General features: G+C 69.1%; 18 protein-coding genes. 8 read left to right on the top strand and 10 right to left on the bottom strand.

Annotated elements, in window-relative coordinates; translation table 11 throughout:
- Positions 1 to 5: 5 nt before the first annotated feature.
- On the bottom strand, positions 6 to 995 hold the full coding sequence (locus tag ACWEQQ_RS12015) for a cyclase family protein (RefSeq protein ID WP_452341279.1): 990 nt from the start codon (positions 993 to 995) through the stop codon (positions 6 to 8).
- A gap of 90 nt (positions 996 to 1085) precedes the next feature.
- Here ACWEQQ_RS12015 and ACWEQQ_RS12020 point away from each other — a divergent pair, with 90 nt between their 5' ends.
- The 4 genes from ACWEQQ_RS12020 (at position 1086) to ACWEQQ_RS12035 (ending at position 3577) form a co-directional block, all read left to right on the top strand.
- On the top strand, positions 1086 to 1520 hold the full coding sequence (locus tag ACWEQQ_RS12020; RefSeq protein ID WP_354835595.1) for a T6SS immunity protein Tdi1 domain-containing protein: 435 nt from the start codon (positions 1086 to 1088) through the stop codon (positions 1518 to 1520).
- A 45-nt stretch (positions 1521 to 1565) separates the two neighbouring features.
- Positions 1566 to 2735, top strand: a complete 1170-nt coding sequence (locus ACWEQQ_RS12025; RefSeq protein ID WP_452348208.1) for an alpha/beta hydrolase family protein — start codon at positions 1566 to 1568, stop codon at positions 2733 to 2735.
- A 75-nt stretch (positions 2736 to 2810) separates the two neighbouring features.
- Positions 2811 to 3158 carry a DoxX family protein gene (locus ACWEQQ_RS12030; protein WP_452341277.1) on the top strand — a complete coding sequence of 116 codons (348 nt, stop codon included), beginning with the start codon at positions 2811 to 2813 and terminating at the stop codon, positions 3156 to 3158.
- A 26-nt stretch (positions 3159 to 3184) separates the two neighbouring features.
- On the top strand, positions 3185 to 3577 hold the full coding sequence (locus ACWEQQ_RS12035; protein ID WP_452341276.1) for a nitroreductase/quinone reductase family protein: 393 nt from the start codon (positions 3185 to 3187) through the stop codon (positions 3575 to 3577).
- A 9-nt stretch (positions 3578 to 3586) separates the two neighbouring features.
- Here ACWEQQ_RS12035 and hutU read toward each other — a convergent pair whose 3' ends face one another.
- Both hutU and hutH read right to left on the bottom strand, forming a co-directional pair.
- Entirely contained in the window at positions 3587 to 5236 is a 1650-nt protein-coding gene (gene hutU / locus ACWEQQ_RS12040) for a urocanate hydratase (RefSeq protein ID WP_452348209.1), read from the bottom strand.
- A complete protein-coding gene (gene hutH, locus ACWEQQ_RS12045; protein WP_452348210.1) occupies positions 5233 to 6777 on the bottom strand; it encodes a histidine ammonia-lyase in 1545 nt (514 codons plus the stop codon). The genes hutU and hutH overlap by 4 nt, the downstream gene beginning before the upstream one ends.
- Before the next feature lie 158 nt (positions 6778 to 6935).
- Between hutH and ACWEQQ_RS12050 the strand changes: the two genes are divergently transcribed.
- The gene (locus tag ACWEQQ_RS12050) at positions 6936 to 7727 is read left to right on the top strand and encodes an SAM-dependent methyltransferase (protein WP_452348211.1); all 792 of its coding nucleotides are present in this window, start codon (positions 6936 to 6938) and stop codon (positions 7725 to 7727) included.
- Between the two features lie 50 nt (positions 7728 to 7777).
- Here the strand turns inward: ACWEQQ_RS12050 and ACWEQQ_RS12055 are convergent, their stop codons facing one another.
- A complete protein-coding gene (locus ACWEQQ_RS12055) occupies positions 7778 to 8818 on the bottom strand; it encodes a hypothetical protein (RefSeq protein WP_452348212.1) in 1041 nt (346 codons plus the stop codon).
- 122 nt (positions 8819 to 8940) lie between these two features.
- On the opposite strand from ACWEQQ_RS12055, the gene ACWEQQ_RS12060 reads away from it, so the two are divergent.
- Positions 8941 to 9294 (top strand): hypothetical protein, encoded by a 354-nt coding sequence (locus ACWEQQ_RS12060; RefSeq protein ID WP_452341271.1) that lies wholly within the window; start codon positions 8941 to 8943, stop codon positions 9292 to 9294.
- 1 nt (position 9295) lies between these two features.
- Positions 9296 to 10312: an alpha/beta hydrolase gene (locus tag ACWEQQ_RS12065; RefSeq protein WP_452348213.1), complete on the top strand. Its 1017-nt coding sequence runs from the start codon at positions 9296 to 9298 to the stop codon at positions 10310 to 10312.
- A 23-nt stretch (positions 10313 to 10335) separates the two neighbouring features.
- On the opposite strand, the gene ACWEQQ_RS12070 is transcribed toward ACWEQQ_RS12065, so the two are convergent.
- Positions 10336 to 11841, bottom strand: coding sequence for an MFS transporter (locus ACWEQQ_RS12070; protein ID WP_452348214.1), 1506 nt, complete (start codon positions 11839 to 11841; stop codon positions 10336 to 10338).
- Between the two features lie 182 nt (positions 11842 to 12023).
- Here ACWEQQ_RS12070 and ACWEQQ_RS12075 point away from each other — a divergent pair, with 182 nt between their 5' ends.
- Positions 12024 to 15911 (top strand): arabinosyltransferase domain-containing protein, encoded by a 3888-nt coding sequence (locus tag ACWEQQ_RS12075; protein WP_452348215.1) that lies wholly within the window; start codon positions 12024 to 12026, stop codon positions 15909 to 15911.
- Positions 15912 to 16108: 197 nt separating this feature from the next.
- Here the strand turns inward: ACWEQQ_RS12075 and ACWEQQ_RS12080 are convergent, their stop codons facing one another.
- The 5 genes from ACWEQQ_RS12080 to ACWEQQ_RS12100 form a co-directional block, all read right to left on the bottom strand.
- The gene (locus tag ACWEQQ_RS12080) at positions 16109 to 17239 is read right to left on the bottom strand and encodes an alpha/beta hydrolase (protein ID WP_379399372.1); all 1131 of its coding nucleotides are present in this window, start codon (positions 17237 to 17239) and stop codon (positions 16109 to 16111) included.
- A 163-nt stretch (positions 17240 to 17402) separates the two neighbouring features.
- Complete coding sequence (locus ACWEQQ_RS12085) at positions 17403 to 17783, bottom strand: cyclophilin-like fold protein (protein WP_452348216.1); 381 nt, start codon at positions 17781 to 17783, stop codon at positions 17403 to 17405.
- A gap of 84 nt (positions 17784 to 17867) precedes the next feature.
- Positions 17868 to 18233, bottom strand: coding sequence for a hypothetical protein (locus ACWEQQ_RS12090; protein ID WP_452348217.1), 366 nt, complete (start codon positions 18231 to 18233; stop codon positions 17868 to 17870).
- Positions 18234 to 18351: 118 nt separating this feature from the next.
- Positions 18352 to 18891, bottom strand: a complete 540-nt coding sequence (locus tag ACWEQQ_RS12095) for an LOG family protein (RefSeq protein WP_452341265.1) — start codon at positions 18889 to 18891, stop codon at positions 18352 to 18354.
- Between the two features lie 48 nt (positions 18892 to 18939).
- Positions 18940 to 19290, bottom strand: coding sequence for a nitroreductase/quinone reductase family protein (locus tag ACWEQQ_RS12100; protein WP_452348218.1), 351 nt, complete (start codon positions 19288 to 19290; stop codon positions 18940 to 18942).
- Positions 19291 to 19702: the final 412 nt, after the last annotated feature.

A 19702-nucleotide genomic window follows, 5' to 3' on the forward strand; every position in this document is an offset into this window, starting at 1 on the left:
CCGGTCTATTTGATGGCGATGGGGCTGATCGGGCTCCCCACCGCACCCGGGATCCGCAGGGCGGGCGCGCACAGCAGGAAGTCGTGGACGCCGTCCTCGGCGCAGTCGCGGGCCAGGGCTTCGAGGTCCCAGATCTCGCCGAGCGGCAGCCCCATGTCGCGCAGCGCGAGCATGTGCAGCGGCATCATGACGCCGTCCTCGGGGCGCATGACCTCGACGGCCGGATTGTCCACCGCGACCGCGGCGATATCGTGCTCGTGCAGCCATTCCGCGCAGCGCCAGCTCAGGCCGGGGCTGCCGCCGAACCATTCTGCGGCCCTTCTGGTTTCGAGGAATCGGGTCCACCAGCCGGTGCGCACCAGCAGGATGTCGCCGGGGCGCAGCTCGACGTCCTGCGCGTCCGCCGTCGCCTGCAGGTCCTGCGGCGTGACGACGGTCCCGGCCTCGAGCCGATCCAGGTTGTGGTGCCGGGCCACGTCCAGCAGCACGCCGCGGCCCACCACGCCGCCGCGCTCGGCGACGTGTTCGATGCCGAGCTTGGCGGCGCCGAAGCTGGTGACGGCCGCGGCCGGATAGCCGTTGTAGAGCAGGCCGTCGTAGTACACGTGGGACAGCGCGTCCCACTGCGTGGCCGTCTGCAGCGGCATCATGATGTAGTCGTCGTTGTAGCGCATCGGGCCGGCGGCGTACATGCCCGCCACCTGTGCCTCGTTCCGGCCACCCCAGCCGTCCAGGGCGGTCGCGAGGTCGGCGTCGCCGCCGTCCACGGCCATGAGGTGGATGGGGTTGCGCCGGAAGCCGCTCGAGCCCTGCGGTCCGTACGCGTCGAACGGGATGCCCAGCTGGATGGTGCGGCCCGCGCGCGCCCGGGTGGCGGCAAAGGCGATGCGGTCCGGGGTCAGCAGGTTCAGGGTGCCGAGCTGGTCGTCCTCACCCCAGCGGCCCCAGTTGCGGACGCGCTCAGCGACTTTGCGCCATTCTTCGGTCACGGGCACCTCCACTACGACGGGTGATTCGATCTTCGTGCGGTACGGCCGGACCTGTCGAGGATCGGTCCCGGTCGCCGGTCTGGTTGGATGGGCGCAGTGACCAGCGTTCCCTTCCGCCTGATCGGCGACCAGCGTATGGACCGGGTGATGCCGGCCTGGGCCGAACACTATCCGCAGTTCGACACGGTGGTCGGTTACTCGGATCTGGGGTGCGCGTTCCTGATGAGCAGCCGGACCGGCGAGTACGGGATCCTCGATCCATACAGCCCCGGCGTGAAGCCGTACGGCGTCTTCACCGAGATCACCGAGTTCGTCAGCCGGGTCCTGTTCGACCCGAACGTCATCACCTATGTCCTCCAGCCGGGGCACGTCGCCGAGATCCGCCGGCGCCTTGGCCCGCTCGCCGACGACGAGGTGTACATCGCCACCCCGTACCCGTTCCTGGGCGGATCGGAGACACCGGACGCGTATCAGAAGGGCGGCGTCTGGGTGTTCTTCGATCTGGTGGCGCAGGCGCACGGGATGGAATGACGGCGGTATGGTCGGGGGGTTGCCCGCCGAAAGGGAGTGATGGCCATGCCGATTCGTCGCAGGTTCGCAGCCGCTGTCCGGCAGGCCGCACTGGCCGCGGGCACGATGAGCGCCTGCGCCGCGCTGACCGCCACCCTGGCCGTGACGGCGGCGCCGGCCACGGCCGACAGCAATGATCTCGGGCGGCTGAGCGGTATCGAATTGCTCAATGGCGCATGGTCTTTCGACAGGGCCGCGGAGTCGCTCGGCTTCACCTACACCACCGTCGATCAGCGGGAGAATCCGGCCCGGGCCGGCGCGGCGCTGTATCTGCCGTCCGGGCTGCCGCCGCAGGGTGGCTGGCCGCTGGTGGTGTGGGCGCACGGCACGACCGGGATCGGCAATGACTGCGCGCCCTCGCATCGGCCGCAGTCGGATCGAAATCGCAGCTATTTCAACCAGATTCTGGACCGGGGCTACGCCGTGCTGGCGCCCGACTATCAAGGTCTGGGCACCGGCGGCAATTTCAGCTACTACAACACCGCGGTCGAGGGCCGCTCCATTCTCGACTCGATCACGGCGGTCCGCGGTCTGCCCGTCCCGCTGTCGGCGCATTGGGTGCTCATCGGCCAGTCCGAGGGCGCGCACGCCGTCATGAGCGCGGCCGCCCTCTATGCCCGGAACCCGGCCGCTGTCAGGGGACTCACCGGCGTGATCGCCACCGGCCTGCGCACGAATCCGGCCAAGAGCCTGCGTGAGATGTTCCGCCGCGGCTCGACCGGCTCCGAGAACCAGGTCGGCTACGCGGGCTACTATCTCGCCGCGCTGGAGGAGCTCGCGCCCGGCACCGTGACCCCGTACCTGTCCGACTTCGGCAGGCAGTACGTGGAAAAGGCCGCCACCGCATGCCTTTCGGATCTGGTGGCCGCCGCCGGGGGCCGCCGCCCCGAGGCGCTCGTCGCCGATCCGGACAACCCCACCCCGACCTTCGAGACCGACATCAGATCGCTGGTCTCCTATCAGGAGGACCTGGTCCCCGCCGACCTCATGATCGGCTACGGCACCGCCGATATCGACGTCCCCCCGGCCGACACCCCCGCCTACGGTGCCGCCCTCCAGGACCACAACCCCTGGGTGCACGTCACCGTCACGGCCTACCCCGGCAAGGACCACAGCGGCGCGTTCCTCGCCTCCCTGCCCGACGCGCTCTCCTTCCTGCAATCCCACCTCCCCTGACCCCGATGTCACTCCTCGGGCTCCTGCTTCGTCATTCAGGTAAGAGCACAGCAAACCTGAAAGGACGTGGCTCCCATGAACCTCGCCTACCACATCGTCGGTGTCGTCTCGGCCCTCTGGATCGGCTTCTCCGGCTACTCCCTGTTCACCGGGCAGCAGTTCGTCGTGGACCCGCTGATCGACTATGGCGTCCCGCGCACCTGGTGGAACTGGCTGGCCCTGGCCAAATCGGCCGGCGCGCTGGGCCTGGTGGCCGGTTTCTTCCTCCCGCCCCTCGGCATCGCGGCCGCCATCGGCCTGATCCTCTACTTCACCGGGGCCGCGGCCACCACTATCCGCGCCCACTCCTACAAGACCACCCCCTTCCCCCTGCTCTACCTGGCCCCGGCCGCCGCCACGCTGGCCCTGCAACTGGCCCGGTGAGCCGCGGCCGGTGCTAGCGTCGGTCCATGCCGAGCCGACGCGATCTGCAACACGCCATGGTCACGACATTTCAGCGGAGGGTGGGCAACCCGATCCTGGGCCGCCTACCCATCCAAACCCTGCTGGAGACCACCGGCCGGGTCAGCGGCCGCCCACGCACAACCCCCATCGGCGGCCGCCGCTCCGGCGCGTCCTTCTGGCTGGTCTCCGAATTCGGCACCCGCTCCCAGTACATCCGCAATATCGAAGCCGACCCCCGCGTCCGCCTCCGCCTCCACGGCCGCTGGTACACCGGCACCGCCCACCTCCTGCCCGACGACGACCCCATCGCCCGTCTGCGCACCCTCCCGAAGGCCAACAGCGCAGCCGTCCGAGTGATGGGCACCGACCTCCTGAGTGTCCGCATCGACCTGGATTGAGGCACCGGATCAGCCCTCCCACAATGGAATTCGAATGTTCTTGGCGCGGGCGACCGATTCCGCCTCCAGGTATCCGGCGTCCACGTGGCGCAGCACGCCCGTGGCCGGGTCGTTGGTGAGGACCCGGTCGATCTTCTGGGCGGCCAGCGGGGTGCCGTCGGCGACCGTGACCTGACCGGCGTGGATGGAGCGGCCGATACCCACGCCGCCGCCGTGGTGGATGGAGACCCAGCTCGCGCCGGACGCGGTATTGACGAGGGCATTGAGCAGCGGCCAGTCCGCGATGGCGTCGGAGCCGTCGGCCATGGCTTCGGTTTCGCGGTACGGCGAGGCGACCGAGCCGCAGTCGAGGTGATCGCGGCCGATCACGATGGGGGCCGCGACCTGACCGCCGGCGACCAGCTCATTGAATCGGAGTCCGGCGGACCGGCGTTCGCCGTGGCCGAGCCAGCAGATGCGGGCGGGCAGGCCCTGGAACGCGACCCGGTCCCGCGCCAGGCGGATCCAGCGGGCGAGGGACTCGTTCTCGGGGAAGAGCTCGAGAATGGCGCGGTCGGTGGTGGCGATATCGGCCGGGTCTCCGGACAGGGCGACCCAGCGGAACGGCCCCTTGCCCGCGCAGAACAGGGGCCGGATATAGGCGGGCACGAAGCCCGGGAAGTCGAAGGCGCGCTCGTATCCGGCCAGCTTCGCCTCGCCGCGAATGGAATTGCCGTAGTCGAAGACCTCCGCGCCGCGGTCCAGGAAGCCGACCATGGCGCCGACGTGGATGGCCATGGAATCCCGTGCGCGCCGGGTGAATTCGTCGGGCTTGCGGCCCGCGTAGTCGTCCCAGTCCTCCAGTGCGACACCGATCGGCAGGTAGGTCAGCGGGTCGTGGGCCGAGGTCTGATCGGTGACGATGTCCACCTCGACCTCGCGGCGCAGCAGTTCCGGCAGCACCTCGGCGGCATTGCCGATGAGCCCCACCGACAGTGGCCGCCGTGCGGCCTTGGCGGCGAGCACCCGGGCCAGGGCGTCGCCGATGTCGTCCGCGATCTCGTCCAGGTACCGGGTCTCGACCCGGCGGCGGGCATGCCGCGGATTGCATTCGACGCACAGCGCCACGCCGCCGTTCATGGTGACCGCCAGCGGTTGCGCCCCGCCCATGCCGCCCAGACCCGCGGTGAGCGTGAGGGTTCCGGCCAGGGTGCCGCCGAATCGCTTGGCGGCCACGGCCGCGAAGGTCTCATAGGTGCCCTGCAGGATTCCCTGGGTGCCGATATAGATCCACGACCCGGCGGTCATCTGCCCGTACATGGTCAGCCCGGCCGCCTCCAGGCGGCGGAACTCCGGCCAGTTCGCCCAGTCCGGAACAAGATTCGAGTTGGCGATGAGCACCCGCGGCGCCCACTCGTGGGTGCGCAGCACGCCGACCGGCCTACCGGACTGGACCAGCAGGGTCTCGTCCTCGCGCAGGTCGAGCAGGGTCCGCGCAATGGCGTCGAAGCTGGGCCAGTCCCGGGCCGCCCGGCCGGTCCCGCCGTAGACGACGAGATCCTGTGGCCGCTCGGCCACCTCGGGATCCAGATTGTTGTGCAGCATGCGCCAGGCCGCTTCGGTCGGCCAGGTGCGGGCGGTGAGCGTGGCGCCGCGGGCGGCCCGGACGATTCGCGTCATGACGAAACCCCGCGGTCGAGAAGGTGATCCGCCGCACCCGACCGCACCAGTGCGGCCACGGTGGCGATATCCGGTGCGAGGTGGCGGTCGGGCCCGGGTCCCGGCACCCGTGCTCGCACCAGATCCCGCAGCGCCCCGGTCACCGGAGCGGGCCGCAGAGGTGCGCGGAGGTCCAATGCGCGTGCGGCGGTGAGCAATTCGATGGTGAGCACGGTGGTCAGCCCGTCCACCGCGCGCCGCAGCTTGCGGGCCGCGGTCCAGCCCATGGACGCGTGGTCCTCCTGCATGGCACTGGACGGGATGGAATCCACCGACGCCGGCACCGCAAACCGCTTCAGCTCGGTCACCACCCCGGCCTGGGTGTACTGGGCGATCATGTAGCCGGAGTCCACGCCCGGATCGGCGGCCAGGAATGCGGGCAGCCCGTGTGATCGGTGCACGTCCAGCATGCGGTCGGTGCGGCGTTCGGCCATGCCGGCCACGTCGGCGACCGCGATGGCCAGGAAATCCAGTACGTAGCCGACGGGAGCGCCGTGGAAGTTCCCGTTGGACTCCACCCGGCCGTCGGCGAGCACCACGGGATTGTCGATGGCGGACCGCAATTCGCGTGCGGCGACGGTCTCGGCGTGGTCCAGGGTGTCCCGCGCCGCGCCGTGCACCTGTGGCGCGCACCGCAGCGAATACGCGTCCTGTACCCGCGGGCAGTCCTCGCCCCGGTGACTGGCCACGATCTCGGACCCGGCCAGCGCCGCCAGCATGCGCGCCGCCGACACCGCCTGTCCGGGATGCGGGCGCAGCTCCTGCAGATCCGCCGCGAACACCCGATCGGTGCCCAGCTGCGCCTCCACGCTCATGGCCGCCGTCAGATCGGCCAGGTCGAACAGCCGCCGCAGGTCCTCGATGGCCAGCACCAGCATGCCCAGCATGCCGTCGGTGCCGTTGGTGAGAGCCAGGCCCTCTTTCTCCGCCAAGGTGATCGGCGTCAGTCCGTGCTCGGCCAGCGCGGGCCCGATCGGGCGCGGACCGCCGGGCCCGAGCACCGACCCCTCCCCCATGAGTGCCAGCGCCACCGCCGCCAGCGGTGCCAGGTCACCCGAGCAGCCCAGCGAACCGTATTCCGGCACAACCGGAATCAGCCCGCTGTCCAGCAGTCCGGCCAGCGCCCGCGCGGTCCCTGGCCGCACCCCGGTGTGCCCGGACAGCAGGGTGCGCAAGCGCAGCAGCATCATGGCCCGCACCACCTCCGCCTCGACCGGTGCACCGGCCCCGGCGGCGTGCGAACGAATCAGCGAGCGCTGCAGGTCGGTTCGCCGGGCCGCCGGTATGTGCCGCAGCGCCAGCGCCCCGAACCCGGTGGACACCCCGTAGACCGGCCGGTCGCTGTGTGCCAGCGCGTCGATGTGCTGCCGCACCCGCGCCAGCTCCGCCAGCGCATCCGCGTCCAATTCCACTCCCGCGCCGCGCCGGGCCACCGCCACCACGGCCGCCCGTGTCAGGGGTCCAGCTCCCACCGGCACCCGTTCGGCTCCGATTCGAGTCATGGGCACCATTCCAGCGCTTCCGGCCGCGCAGATCGAGCACCCTCGGCCCGGTTTCGCGAGCTTTTTCCGACGCCTGGCAGGTTGCCGAGAAGCTCCGCGTTTCTCTCTGGCGTGCGCCGCGAATTGTTACGATCGGCGGGGATGTCGAGGGAGGTGCGGTGTCTGAGTTCAATCGAGCACCGGTGGGCGTGGATCCATTCCGGCCCAACGCTGCTCGCGTGTACAACTACATGCTCGGTGGCAAGGACAATTACGACGCCGACCGCGCACTCGGCGACAAGATGCTGCAGGTCGCCCCGGACACCCGGGAGACCGCCTGGCACAGCAGGCAATTCCTGCTGCGGGCGGTGCGACGCGCGGCAGAGGAAGGCATCCGTCAGTTCGTGGACATCGGCGCGGGCATTCCGATCAGCCCGAATGTGCACGAGGTGGCACAGCAGGTCGACCCGTCCGCCATCGTCGCCTCCATCGATTACGACCCCGTGGTGTACGCCCACAGCAATGCGCTGCTCACCAGCGCACCGGGCGTCACGCCCATCCTCGCGGACGTTCGCGAACCGGACAAAATTCTCGAATTAGCGCGCACCGAGGGCGGAATCGACTTCTCCCTGCCGGTTGCCGTCGTGATCGTCGGCGTCCTGCACTTTGTCATGGACGACGAGAAGCCCCACGAGGCCGTGGCACGCCTGCGCGACGCCATGGCGCCGGGCAGCCTGCTGGTCATCCAGCACGCCTCCACCAATACCCACCCGTTCTTCCAGAACGCCTCCACCAGTGACACCGTCGGCAGCCCCTCCCAGGTCGACTTCCGGCCGCCGGAGCAGGTCGAGCGCTTCTTCGAGGGCTTGGAGATGCTGCCGCCCGGCCTCGCGCCCGCCAATGAATGGCTCGAAGGCGACCTCCAGCCCACCCGCCTGGTGGTCCTGTGCGGCATCGGCCGCAAGAACTGACCGCCGGGACGAAAACGGCTGCGGCGCAGGCCAACCCACTGCAGCACCGCTCAATCCACCGCCGCCAGCGTATCCGCCCGCGTGACCAGCGCATCGGCGATCGGGCGGGGACGCCGGCCCAGGCCGCAGGCGCCGGCGACGCCGTCGACCGGTCGGCCCAGCGCCGATTCGATGGTGCGCAGCGTCTGGATCTGCTGGGCTTCGGTCGGGGTCTCGTGCACGAAACCCGCATAGAAGCGGGTTGTCGGCGGTAGGTCCAGGCCCGCGAGCGGGGCATAGAACTCCGGGCGGGTGGAGGGCGGAATCTCACCGGCGGCGAGCGGGCCGTGGATGAACTCCAGGGATCGGCCCGAGGGCCATTGCCGGGCAATAGAATTGGCCAGTTCGACCAGCGGGCGGGTATCACGCAATGTGGTCCGGGCCTTGTTGCGCATGCTCCCGAGACACAGGTGCACGCCGATGCGGGTGCCCTTCGGGGTGGCCGCCGCGAGCTCGGCGATGCTACGGCCCAGGCCCAGCGCCGCATCGATACGCCGGTGCAGCGGCTGGGTTTTGGCCATCAACACCATTTCGGCGGTGGCCTCGAACTGCAGTACCACCTGGTCGCCGGCCCGTGCGCGAATGCCCTCGATATCGCGAATCATGGCGTCGCGGAAGGCTTTCCGATACCGTCGCACCCCGCCCGCCCCCATCGCGATGAAGGCCATCGTGAAATCGGTCGGCATGCCGATCTGGAGTGACAGCTCGGGTAGATCCCGTTCGGCGCGTAGGGTTTCGAAGGTCGGCAGCGCTTCTTCGGCCTCGCCGCGGTAGCCGAACTCCATCATGTCTCCGGTCAGCCCGGCGTCCCGGGCAGCGCGGTGGATGGTCCGCTCCCGGCTCGACGACCATGAACCGCTGCGTTTCACTTCCAGCGCACCCTGAGTAACCAGATCGTCGATGATCGGCTGGATGTACCACTCGTAGCGCCTGGTCTCCCCGGTCGGCAGCGTCCGCAATCGGGTGCCCGCACCGTCGAGCATCGCCCGCATCGCATCGCCGGTGCTCTCGGCCGGAAAGCTCCCGACGAAGTGCACATTTCGCGCGCCCATACCGTGCATAGTAGATCTCCGATCACGTTCCCGAATGCACCGTTCACGGATCATTGTGTGGAGTATCGTCATTCGCCAGAGAATGGCCGGACTCGGAACCGCTCCTGGGAAGAATTTCGGTGATGAAGAAGCTCTATGCCCGTCTGATGAAGGCCTCATGCCCCGTCGATCAGGAGTCGATGGCGGTCAATCTTCCCATCATCCAGGGCGAGGTCGTCCCGTACGCCATGTCGGATCCGGGTGCTCGCCAGATCTTCTTCTTCCTGGACGAGCAGGACGGGACCATGTTCTCGATCACGCTGTACGACACCGAAAAAGACCTCGAACACGCCATGCGAGACGCCGACAGCGAGCACCGCCACACGACGCTGGCGCGGCTGGGCTGCACGCCCATCGACGCGCGCACGCTCGAGGTGGTGGCGGGCGCGGTCGCCGACGACGCCGCGAAAGTCGACTTCAGCCAAGGGATTTCCTGACGTGCGCACCTCGTTGCGGGCGCTGGCCGTCTGCGCGGCCACGACCCTGCTCTCCCTCGCTCCGGCACTGGCGCAGGCCGATCCCGCGGCCCCTGCCGATCACTGCCAGGACGTGACGTTCCCGGTTCCGCAGGGCACCATCGCGGGCACCCTGTGCCTGCCGGAGGGGCCCACTGACACGGTGATGATCCTCATGTCGGGATCCAACTACAACCACCTGTACTGGGATTTCCCGTACCAGCCCGACACCTACAACTTCCGGCGCGCCATGAACGCGGCCGGTTACGCGACGCTGGTGGCGGACCGGCTCGGCAATGGCGCGAGCAGCCGGCCGCCGAGTCTCAGCCTGACGGCCTCCGAGACCGCGGAGGCCCTGCACACCATGGTGCAGGCGCTGCGCGGCGGCTTCGCGGGCAATGCCCCCTTCACCAAGGTGGTCACCGCCGGTCACTCGCTGACCTCCGGCACCTCGGTCATCGAGGCCACCAGTTACCACGATGTCGACGGCGTCCTGCTGACCGGCTATTCACACACGCTCAGCGTGCCGGACGTGCTCGGCGTGATCAGCACCTATTATCAGGCGGTCAATGATCCCGAATTCGCCGGGCGCGGTTACGATCCCGGCTATCTGGTCACCCGCCCGGGCACCCGCGCCGCCGATTTCTATGGCATAAACCCCGACCCCCGGGTCGTCGCGCTCGACGAGGCCAACAAGGAGACATTCTCCCTGACCGAGTACCCCGACGGCCTGCTCTCCACCCTGCCCGGCATGTCCAGCTTCATCACGGCGCCGGTGCTCATCGTCAACGGGAGCCGGGATCGCATGACCTGCGGCCCGGGTTTCGGCACCTGCACCGACACGGCCACCCTGGATGCGGCCGAGCGCCCGTACTTCTCCCCCGCGGCGAAGCTGCGCACCTTCGTGCTCCCCGACAGCGGCCATGCCATCAATCTCGCGCCGAATACGGGTGACTATCGCGCGGTGGTCCTCGACTGGATGAAGTCGCTCGCCAACTGAGTTCAGGTGCGGGCCTGCCGAACTCAGGTCGAGAAGGGCGAGCCCGCGCCCTCGGCCCGGGCCGTGCCCTCGCGCCGGGTGGCCGCCAGTGGCAGGGCGATGTCCTCGAGCGACCGGCCCTCGGCATCCACCGCGAGGAGCTGGGCCACCACACCGCCCGCGATCATGACCGCCGCGCCCAGCAGATAGCCGAGGAACAGCCGGACCGGATGTGAGCCGTCGCCGATCAGCGCACCGTAGATCACGGGCCCGAGCGCGCCGAAACACTGTGCGATGGCGAAGAATACGGCGATCGCCTTGGCCCGGACCTCGAGCGGGAAGATCTCGCTCACGGTGAGATAGGCCGAACTCGCGCCCGCCGAGGCGAAGAAGAAGATGACGCACCAGCACGCCGTCTGGGTGATCGCATTCAGGACCCCGGCGTAGAACAGCACCGCCGAGATCGCCAGCAGCACACCGGAGAGGATGTAGGTGCCCGCGATCATGCGACGGCGGCCGATGGTGTCGAAGAAGTGCCCGATGGTGAGCGGCCCGGCCAGGTTTCCGACCGCGAAGGCGATCAGATAGATGGGCGTGGAACCGGAGGGCACCCCGTAGAACTTGCCGAGCACCAGCGTGTAGGTGAAGAAGATCGCGTTGTACAGAAACGATTGGCTGATCATGAGACTCGCGCCCAGGATCGCGCGCTGCGGATACTCGCGGAACAGCACCCTGGTCAGTGCCAGGTAGCCGATGCGATCGGCGGGTTTCAACGCCATGGCCCGGGATTCGTCGACCGGCGGCAGCGACACCCCCGTCGCCTCCACCTCGCGCTCGATCTCCGCGATCGACTCCTCCGCGTCGCGGGCGTGGCCGTGCATGATCTGCCAGCGCGGGCTCTCCGGCAGATGGCGGCGCACGAACAGGATCACCAGGCCCAGCACCGGGCCGATGAGGAAGCCCAGTCGCCAACCCAGCGACAGGCTCAGGTGATTGAGCAGAATGTAGGTGCCGAGGGTGCCGATAATCGCTCCGGCCCAATAGGTTCCGTTCACCGCGATGTCGACACGGCCGCGGTAGCGGGCCGGAATCAGCTCGTCGATGGCGGAATTGATGGCCGCGTACTCGCCGCCGATGCCGGTGCCCGCGATGAAACGGGTGACGTACAGGAAGGCCACCCAGCCCGCGCCATTGCCGAGAGTCGCTGCGGTGAGCCCGCTTCCGAGCAGATAGATGCCCAGGGTGATCAGGAACAGCTTGCGCCGGCCCAGACGATCGGAGAGGTTGCCGAACACCAGCGCGCCGACCACCTCACCCACCAGGTACACCGTCGCGATCAGGCCGACCGCGGTCGAGGACAGGTGCAGGGTCTCGGGTTTGGTGAGAGTGTCGGCGACCGCACTGGCCACCGTGATCTCGAGGCCGTCGAGAATCCACGCCACTCCCAGCGCGACCACCAGCCGGGTGTGGAATCTCGACCACGGCAATCGATCGATGCGGGCGGGCACCAGGGTCCGCACCACGCCGCCGCCGTCGAGCGCCTCCGCCATCACGACTCCTGAGTCCGGTTACCGCGTCCTCTGTCCACCATCGAATGCCCCGACAAACGATAGGCCAATCCTCGAAGATCACCGCTCGAACTGCGAAGATGCGGGTCGATCGGAGCCGGAAACGTGCCGGTCCGAATATTCCGCGATGAGTTTCGCGGAGGCTATGGCTAGCATCGGCGTTCGTGCGTTCAGTTTCCGGGGGAGTTTTTCCAATTCGACTGATCGCCCTCGTGGCGGGGGTGCTCGGTGTTCTGCTGGCGGTGCTCACACCGCTGCTGCCGGTCCGGCAGGATCGGGCCGGCCTCGATTGGCCACAGGCACAAGCGGTTCAGATGACCGCGCCGCTGGTGGATTACGTGCCGCTGTCGGTGGATATGAGCGTGCCGTGCGCGGTGCTGCGTGACATGCCCAGCGGGACAGTGTTGTCCACGGTGCCCACGCAGGCCCCCGGCGCCGCCGCCACAGGTCTGATCGCCCGGGTCGAGGACCGGCCGGGCACCGGCCGCACCCTGTCGGTGACGCTGCGCAACGTCCCGCTGCTCACCGCCTCGATCTTCGAAATGACCGGCGTCGGAACAGCTTCCGACCCGGCCATCACCTCTCCGTCCAGCGTCACCCCGCAATCCGGCACCACACCGACCCCGACACCCGGAGCCACGCCGCCCGCGAACGCGAACCACACGCCCGGAGCCACGCCGCTGCCGAGCGCGAATCCCGCACCCGGAGCGGCACAACCGTCCGGCGCGAACCCTGCACCTGGAGCGGCACAACCCTCGGGCGTGAACCCTGCACCCGGCGCTGCACAACCCTCGGGCGCGAATCCGGCCGCGGGAGCGACACCGCCCCCAGGCGCGAATCCGCCTGCCGGAGCGACACCACCGCCAGGGGCCACGCCGCCGGCGGGAGCCGCGCCGGTAGCGGGCTCGAATCCGGCGCGAGGAGCAACCCCGCCGGCCGGTGCCACACCGCCGCCGGGAGCGACTCCGCCTGCCGGAGCGACTCCGCCGCCGGGTTCGACTCCGCCGTCGGGTTCGGCACCGCCGCCGGGAGCCACGCTGCCGGCGGATGCGCCGCTGCCGCCGGCCGGTAGCACCGATCCCGGTGCGGCTGCCGGGCCCGGGGCCGGGAGCGGGGCGAATCCGAATCTGGTGCCGCACGCCGGTTGCGGTGCGCTGGTCGTGCATTCGAGTGCGGAGGTCACCACCGCAGAGTTGACCGGGTTGACCAAGTCGGACGGTTCGCCGTTCCGGACCACGATCACGCGGGATGTGCGGCCCCAGATCGTCGGGGTGTACACCGATCTGGATCGGACCCGGCTGAGTGATGCCAAGTTGCACGCCGAGGTGGATTCGCGGTTCTCGTCGAGCCCGAGCGTGCTGAAGCTGGCGGCTATGGCGGGCGCGGTGCTGTGTACCCTCGTCGCGCTGGTCTGCCTGTATTTCATGGACGCGGCGGACGGCAGGCGCAGGCGGCGGTTCCTGCCGGCGCGCTGGTGGCGGTTCACGCTCACCGATGCGGTCGTGCTTGCGACGCTGGGTGTCTGGCATGTGATCGGGGCCAATACCTCCGACGACGGTTACATCCTCACCATGGCGCGGGTATCCGAGTACGCGGGATACACCGCCAACTACTACCGGTGGTACGGGGTGGCGGAAGCGCCCTTCGGATGGCCGTATGAACTGCTGGCGCAGATGACCCGGGTGACCGATGCCGGTGTCTGGATGCGGTTGCCGGCGCTGCTGGCCGCGGTGCTGTGCTGGTGGGTGATCAGCCGGGAGGTATTGCCGCGCCTGGGTTCCCGGGTGCGCGCCGCATCGGGTCCGCGCTGGGCGGCCGCGCTGGTGTTCCTGGCGCTGTGGCTGCCGTTCGACAACGGTCTGCGGCCGGAGCCGCTGATCGCACTGGGCGCGTTGCTCACCTGGTGCTCCATCGAACGTGCGATCGCCACCGGGCGCTTGCTGCCGGCCGCGGTCGCGGTGCTGATCGCCGCGTTCTCGCTGGCGGCGGGACCGTCCGGATTGATCTGCCTGGCAGCCCTTTTCGCCGGTTCACGACGGGTGCTGCGGATTCTCCTCACCCAGGTGCGCGCGGAAGCCGGCGGGCTCCCGAGCCTGCTCGCGCGCATCGCTCCGGCGCTGACGGCGGGCACCCTGGTCCTGACGGTGGTCTTCGCGGATCAGACCCTGGCGTCGGTCGCCGAGGCCACCCGGGTGCGAAAGCTGGTGGGCCCCAACCTGTCCTGGCCGGACGAACCCACCCGCTGGATCTCGCTGCTCTCCCTGACCCCGGACGGCTCCCTGTCGCGGCGCTTCGGCGTACTCGCCATGCTGCTGTGCCTGGCCGTGTGCGTCGCGGTGGCGCTGCGCAAGGGCGGCCGGATTCCGGAGACCGCCCGCGGGCCGGTGGCGCGGGTGCTCGGCATCGCCGTCATGTCGCCGCTGCTCATGGCCTTCACGCCGACCAAGTGGACCCATCACTTCGGCGTCTATGCCGGGCTGGCGGGTGCACTGGCCGCGGTGACCGCGGTCGCGGTGGGCGGCAAGGGAATCCGGCTGCCGTACCTGCGTTCGCTGTTCGCGGCGGCGGTGCTGATCCTGGTGGCGTTCTGCTTCACCGGTTCCAACGGCTGGTGGTACGTCTCCGGCTACGGCGTGCGCTGGCCGGATCGCGCACCCGTGGTGGGCGGTACCAGCGTCGCCTCGCTGATCCTCGGGCTGGGCGCGCTGTGCCTGCTGGTGGCGGCCTGGCAGTACTTCCGCGAGCCCTATCGACCGGCAGGAACCGGTGCGGCAACACGGGTTTTCGATCGGATCGCGATTCGGCCGCTCACGGTCGCCGCCGCTCTGGTGGTGCTGTTCGAGGTGGCGACCATGGCCTCGGCGGCGTGGACGCAGTACCCCGCGTACTCGGTCGCGCTGTCGAATCTGCGAGCCCTGCAAGGAAAACCGTGCTCCATGGCCGATGACGTGCTCGTGGAGACCAAGCCCGAGGAATCCCTGCTGACGCCCTACACCGGCACCGCAGCCGACGGACTCGCCGCGGACAACAGCGGATTCACCGCCAATGGCGTCGGAGACCTCGCGCCCGAGGGCGGTGGCCCCGGCGGCGGCAGCGGCCCCGGTGGCGGCAGCGGCGGCGGGAGCGGCGGCCCCGGCGGTGGCGGTCAGCAACAGGGCACTCCCCCGCCCGGCGGCGGCCCCGCGGACAAGCCCAAGGCCGACCCCGGCATCAACGGCAGTACCATCGCCCTGCCCTACGGCCTCGACCCTAAGCTCACGCCCATCCTGGGCAGCTACACCGCGGGCCAACCGCAGCCCGCGCATCTCACCACCCAGTGGTACCGCATGGATCTCGCTGCGGCACAGCAGGACTCCAGCTACCACATTCTGGTGCTGACCGTGGCCGGCCGCATCGCCGGTGAGGAGCAGGGCCACCGGATCGACGGCGCTCAACTGCGCCTCGAGTTCGCCCACCGAGCCGACGACGGCACCATCGAACCCCTCGGCACCCTGACGCCCCCGACAGTCGGCGGCGCCCCCGGCTGGCGCAACCTGCCCATCCCCCTGGACCGAATCCCCACCCACACCACCGCGATTCGCCTGGTGGCCACCACTGACGACCCGACCGGCAAGCAATGGCTCGCCCTCACCCCACCCCGCCTGCCCCACCTGGCCACCCTCGACACCGTCGTCGGCCACGACACCCCGGTCCTGACCGATTTCCATGTCGGCCTCGCCTTCCCGTGCCAGCACCCCTTCGACCACCGTGACGGCATCGCCCAGCTCCCGTCCTGGCGCATCCTCCCCGACAAGCTGAACGCCCAGGTCTCCGAAACCTGGCAGGGCGATACCGGCGGCGGCCCCCTCGGCTGGTCCAGCCTCCTACTCCGCTCCCAGCCCGTCCCCGCCTACCTCGACCACGACTGGACCCGAGACTGGGGCGAACTCCAGAAACTCACCCCCTATATCGACGCACCCCCCGCCACGGCCACCGTCCACCTCGAAACCCGCTGGGGCTGGACCGACGACACCCCCATCAAGGCCGCCCCCGACCCCACCCAAACCCACTAGAACTCGACCGAGCCGGGCCTTCGGGCCCGGACTCGGCCGTGTATCAACGGAATTCGTGAACGACTTCGATCGGGCCCACTATCGCCACACAATTCGCGCGCGCGGGGCCGAGCTGACGAGAAGAGACCCGCCGCCGTCCGAATGCTCGGACGGCGGCGGGTCTTTCGGTGCGGCCTTGTCGATTCGGTTGGGCCCGGTCAGTTTTGCGGGGCCGGGGCTCCGGCGGGCGGGGCGCCGTTCGGGGGCTGGCCGCCGCCCGGGGCGTCGGCCGGGGGTTGGGCGGGCTGAGCGCCCGGGGGGAGGGGCTTGCCGATGTGCTGGGCGATGTCGGGGAGCATGCGGTTGGCGACCTGCTCCCAGTTGCCCCAGTTGTGGACGCCGATGCTCGGGAAGTCGTAGCTGACGTTGTCATAGCCGAGGGACTGCAGGCGGGACTGGAAAGCCTTGGTGTTGGCCAGGGCGATGCCTTCCAGGGGCATGCCCTGGATGACCGCGTCCGCGGAGGACAGGTCCTGCTGGGCGGGGACGGCGCTGCCCGCGGCGATATAGAGGCGGGTGTTGTTGTCGATCAACTGCTGCACGAAGCCGTACGGGTCCATCCGCTGCCACTTGGCGCTGCCCGCGGCGGCCATGGAGTCGATGTTGTAGCCGCCGGCCGCGAGCAGGGCCAGGCGCAGGGCGTCACGCATGCCGGGCGCCGACATGTACAGGTAGCCCGACAGCGAACCGGCGTAGTTGAACTGGCCGGGGTGGTAGGCCGCCATCAGCAGGGCCGCGCTGCCGCCACTGGACAGTCCGAAGATGCCGTTGCGAGAGTCGCTGAACCCCAGTCGATCTCGCAGCGCATTACGCAGGTTCTGGGAGAGGAAGGTCTCCCACTGGTAGGTGTAGGACTTGCCGGAGGTCTCGTCCCAACCCGCGACCGCCGAACCGGAATCCCGGCTCGGGAACAGCGACGCATCGGGATTGGCGCCGCCGAAGCTGCTCGGGGCATCCCAGTCCTGATAGAAGCTGGATTCGCCGCCGACCGGCATCACCACATTGATATTGAACTTGGCCAGCGCGGCCGGGATGCTGGTGTGAATCTCCCAGCCGTTGTAGTCGTTCTGCGCGCGCTCGCCATCGAGCAGGTACACCACCCGGTCGGTATTTCCGTCGGCCGCGCGCACGATCCGGGACTTGATCGAACCCATGCTGGAGTCGACATAGAAGTCGAACGCATCCGGATTCGTATCCGCCGCAGCCGGTCCGGCCGTCAACGCCCCGAACGGCAGCAATACGGCCACCGCGGCTCCCGCCAGGCCCCGCTTGGCCCATCCACCCCGCATATCCTGTTGTGCCTTTCACTCCACGGCCGAACCCGGCCGCTCCCCTCGATCCTCCCCCGCTCCTCTGTTCCCGGCGCGGTGGTTCGCCGAGCAGCATAGCCGCTGCCGATGGATCGGGTCCCCCCGAATCAGATTGCGGCACTGGGCCGGATGGGAATGCGCGCTAGGCCAGTTCGACGCGGATGGGGTCGCCGCCGCGGACCGTGGCGAGTAGACGCGGGTCGCCGTCGATGCGGCCGAGGATATTGCACGGGCTGGCCAGACGGCATTCGCCGGCCCGGGACACCGGGGTGGGACCGAACGGGAGGGCCAGGGCATCGCCATCGGTCCAGAAGGCGACGGTTCCCGGGTCGACCACCTGTTGGGCGTCGGGTTCACGCGGGACGCTCACGTCGGTCTCGAAGTAGACCTCGTCACCCCAGGTGCTGGCGACAGCGGTGATCGGGAGAGCATCGAGCAGCGCCCGCACCGTCGGGGTGTCGTCGAGGGTGGCGGTCAGGCGGTTGCCGGGCCAGCTGATGCGGATGCGGGTCGAGTGCGTCACAAGTCACATTCAACAAGATGTTGAAGAGTTCTTCAACAAGATGTTGATACCTGTGCGGCGCACTGATCCACCCGACGCAACGCGCTAATCGACACCGGCGGATTCGGCGGCCTCGGGATCGACGGTGAAAACCGGGCTGCGGCCGCGGGCGTCCAGCCGGCCGTCGCCCCAGCTGGCACTGCCGTAGGCGTCGATATCGATGGCGTATGCGCCGGCGGGGAGCGCCTCGGGCAGCTGGATCGAGGTTCGATCCTGCCCGTCGACCAGCCCCAGATAGGTCCGGCAGGGCCGGGAACCGAGCGCCACCAGGAAGATTCGCGCTGATTCGAACCGCCGGTCGGCCGCCGCGTCCACCGACCAGCCCACCCCCAGCGACCGATGGGCCGCGTCGGCGAAATCGACGGTGACGCGCAGCGCCGAGTGCTCCCCGAGTCCTGCCCGGTCCTTCACGGCTGCCTCCTCGAGCACCCGGCCGGACGCACATCGACATGCCCGGGCAGATGTCCCACTGCAACCAGGCTGGCACGGACCCCGCGGCGCGGCAACGCGAATCCGCCCGGGGAGACGCTCAGCCGCGTCGTACCGCGTTCTCGAGATAGGCCATGGCGTGCGCACCGTCGGCGGCGAAGTACACGAGGTCGGCCAGCGGCACCGGCAGGAAGCCCTCCGCCTCCATGCGCTCGAACTGCTGCATCAGCCCGTCGTAGAACCCGGCGGTGTTCAGCAGGACCACCGGCTTCCGGTGCATCCTATGCTTTTTCATCTCGAGGATCTCGGTGGCCTCGTCGAGGGTCCCGGTGCCGCCGACCATGATGACCACACAGTCGGCGAGCTCGAGCAGCTTCGCCTTCCGCGCGGCCAGATCGGGGGCGATGATCATCTCGTCGGCGTTGGCACGCGCCTTGCCGCGCAGGAACTGCGCCGACACCCCGACCAGCCTGCCACCGCTGTCCTGGACCCCGTCGGCAACGACCTTCATCAACCCGGCTTCGGACCCGCCCCACACCAGCGTGTGCCCGCCCTTCCCGATCAGCTCCGCGAACTCGCGGGCGGGCCCGGTGTAGCGCTCGTCGAGGTCGGCGGCCGACAGAAACACGCAGATGTTCATGCAGCCACTGTATTGCCGAAATGGGCCGCGGCCCGGCCGCGGTGGCGCTCAGGCCTTGTCGTCGAGGGTGACCCGAACCGAGACGCTGCCGTTGTCGCGCTGGGTCACCGCGTGGCCCGTACGGTCGACGCCGTTCAGGTGCAACGAGATCGGCCCGCCCTCGCCCTGGAAGTTGCGCCACCAGCTCTTCTTGTCCGGCATGGCGACGCCGATGACGAGTTCGTCGCCCGAACGCCGATAGTTGACCGGCGTGGAGAAAGTCTTGCCCGAGCGGCGGCCGGTGTAGGTGATGACGACGAATCCGCGGCCCATGACCGAGCCGATCACCGGGAGCTTGGTCAGCGCCACGATACCGGCATTGACCCCGCCCACCACCTGCGCCACAACATTTTTCACCATGTGCACCCTCCTGTTCCGGGGGCACGGTAGCACGGGCGAGATCGGGGGCCCGGGGCGGCGGACCGCCCCGGGTCGGCGGCTCTACGGGAGGAACCACTTCGCGATGAGGGTGTTCACAGCGTCGATGAAGTCGCCGATGAAGTGCGGAATCATGGGCCTTTCCTCCTTTGTGGAAAATGCTGAACAAATAACCGTTACCAGTCGGTTCGTAGCTGAACCGACAACGGTGCTGGTCACCTATTCGTTGCCGGAGACTGGACGGATGGCAATCAAGTCCATTCCTGCCGGAATAGTCCGGGAAATGCCTTGGAAAGGAACAAAATTCGCTGCCCGACCGCACCTTTCACCCCGGCAGCGTGTTTGCTACGAATTTCCCAGACTATCTCGTCCCCGGTGCCGCATCGTCACGGCA

It is taken from the genome of Nocardia sp. NPDC004123 (genome assembly GCF_053603795.1).

Bases quoted from the DNA above. Each gene is read 5' to 3' on its own strand.
- hutH (WP_452348210.1), bottom strand. From the start codon at position 6,777: ATGACTCGAATCGGAGCCGAACGGGTGCCGGTGGGAGCTGGACCCCTG.
- ACWEQQ_RS12100 (WP_452348218.1), bottom strand. From the start codon at position 19,290: ATGGTGAAAAATGTTGTGGCGCAGGTGGTGGGCGGGGTCAATGCCGGT.
- ACWEQQ_RS12030 (WP_452341277.1), top strand. From the start codon at position 2,811: ATGAACCTCGCCTACCACATCGTCGGTGTCGTCTCGGCCCTCTGGATC.
- ACWEQQ_RS12060 (WP_452341271.1), top strand. From the start codon at position 8,941: ATGAAGAAGCTCTATGCCCGTCTGATGAAGGCCTCATGCCCCGTCGAT.
- ACWEQQ_RS12055 (WP_452348212.1), bottom strand. From the start codon at position 8,818: ATGGGCGCGCGAAATGTGCACTTCGTCGGGAGCTTTCCGGCCGAGAGC.
- ACWEQQ_RS12035 (WP_452341276.1), top strand. From the start codon at position 3,185: ATGCCGAGCCGACGCGATCTGCAACACGCCATGGTCACGACATTTCAG.
- ACWEQQ_RS12025 (WP_452348208.1), top strand. From the start codon at position 1,566: ATGCCGATTCGTCGCAGGTTCGCAGCCGCTGTCCGGCAGGCCGCACTG.
- ACWEQQ_RS12070 (WP_452348214.1), bottom strand. From the start codon at position 11,841: ATGGCGGAGGCGCTCGACGGCGGCGGCGTGGTGCGGACCCTGGTGCCC.
- hutU (WP_452348209.1), bottom strand. From the start codon at position 5,236: ATGACGCGAATCGTCCGGGCCGCCCGCGGCGCCACGCTCACCGCCCGC.
- ACWEQQ_RS12095 (WP_452341265.1), bottom strand. From the start codon at position 18,891: ATGAACATCTGCGTGTTTCTGTCGGCCGCCGACCTCGACGAGCGCTAC.
- ACWEQQ_RS12080 (WP_379399372.1), bottom strand. From the start codon at position 17,239: ATGCGGGGTGGATGGGCCAAGCGGGGCCTGGCGGGAGCCGCGGTGGCC.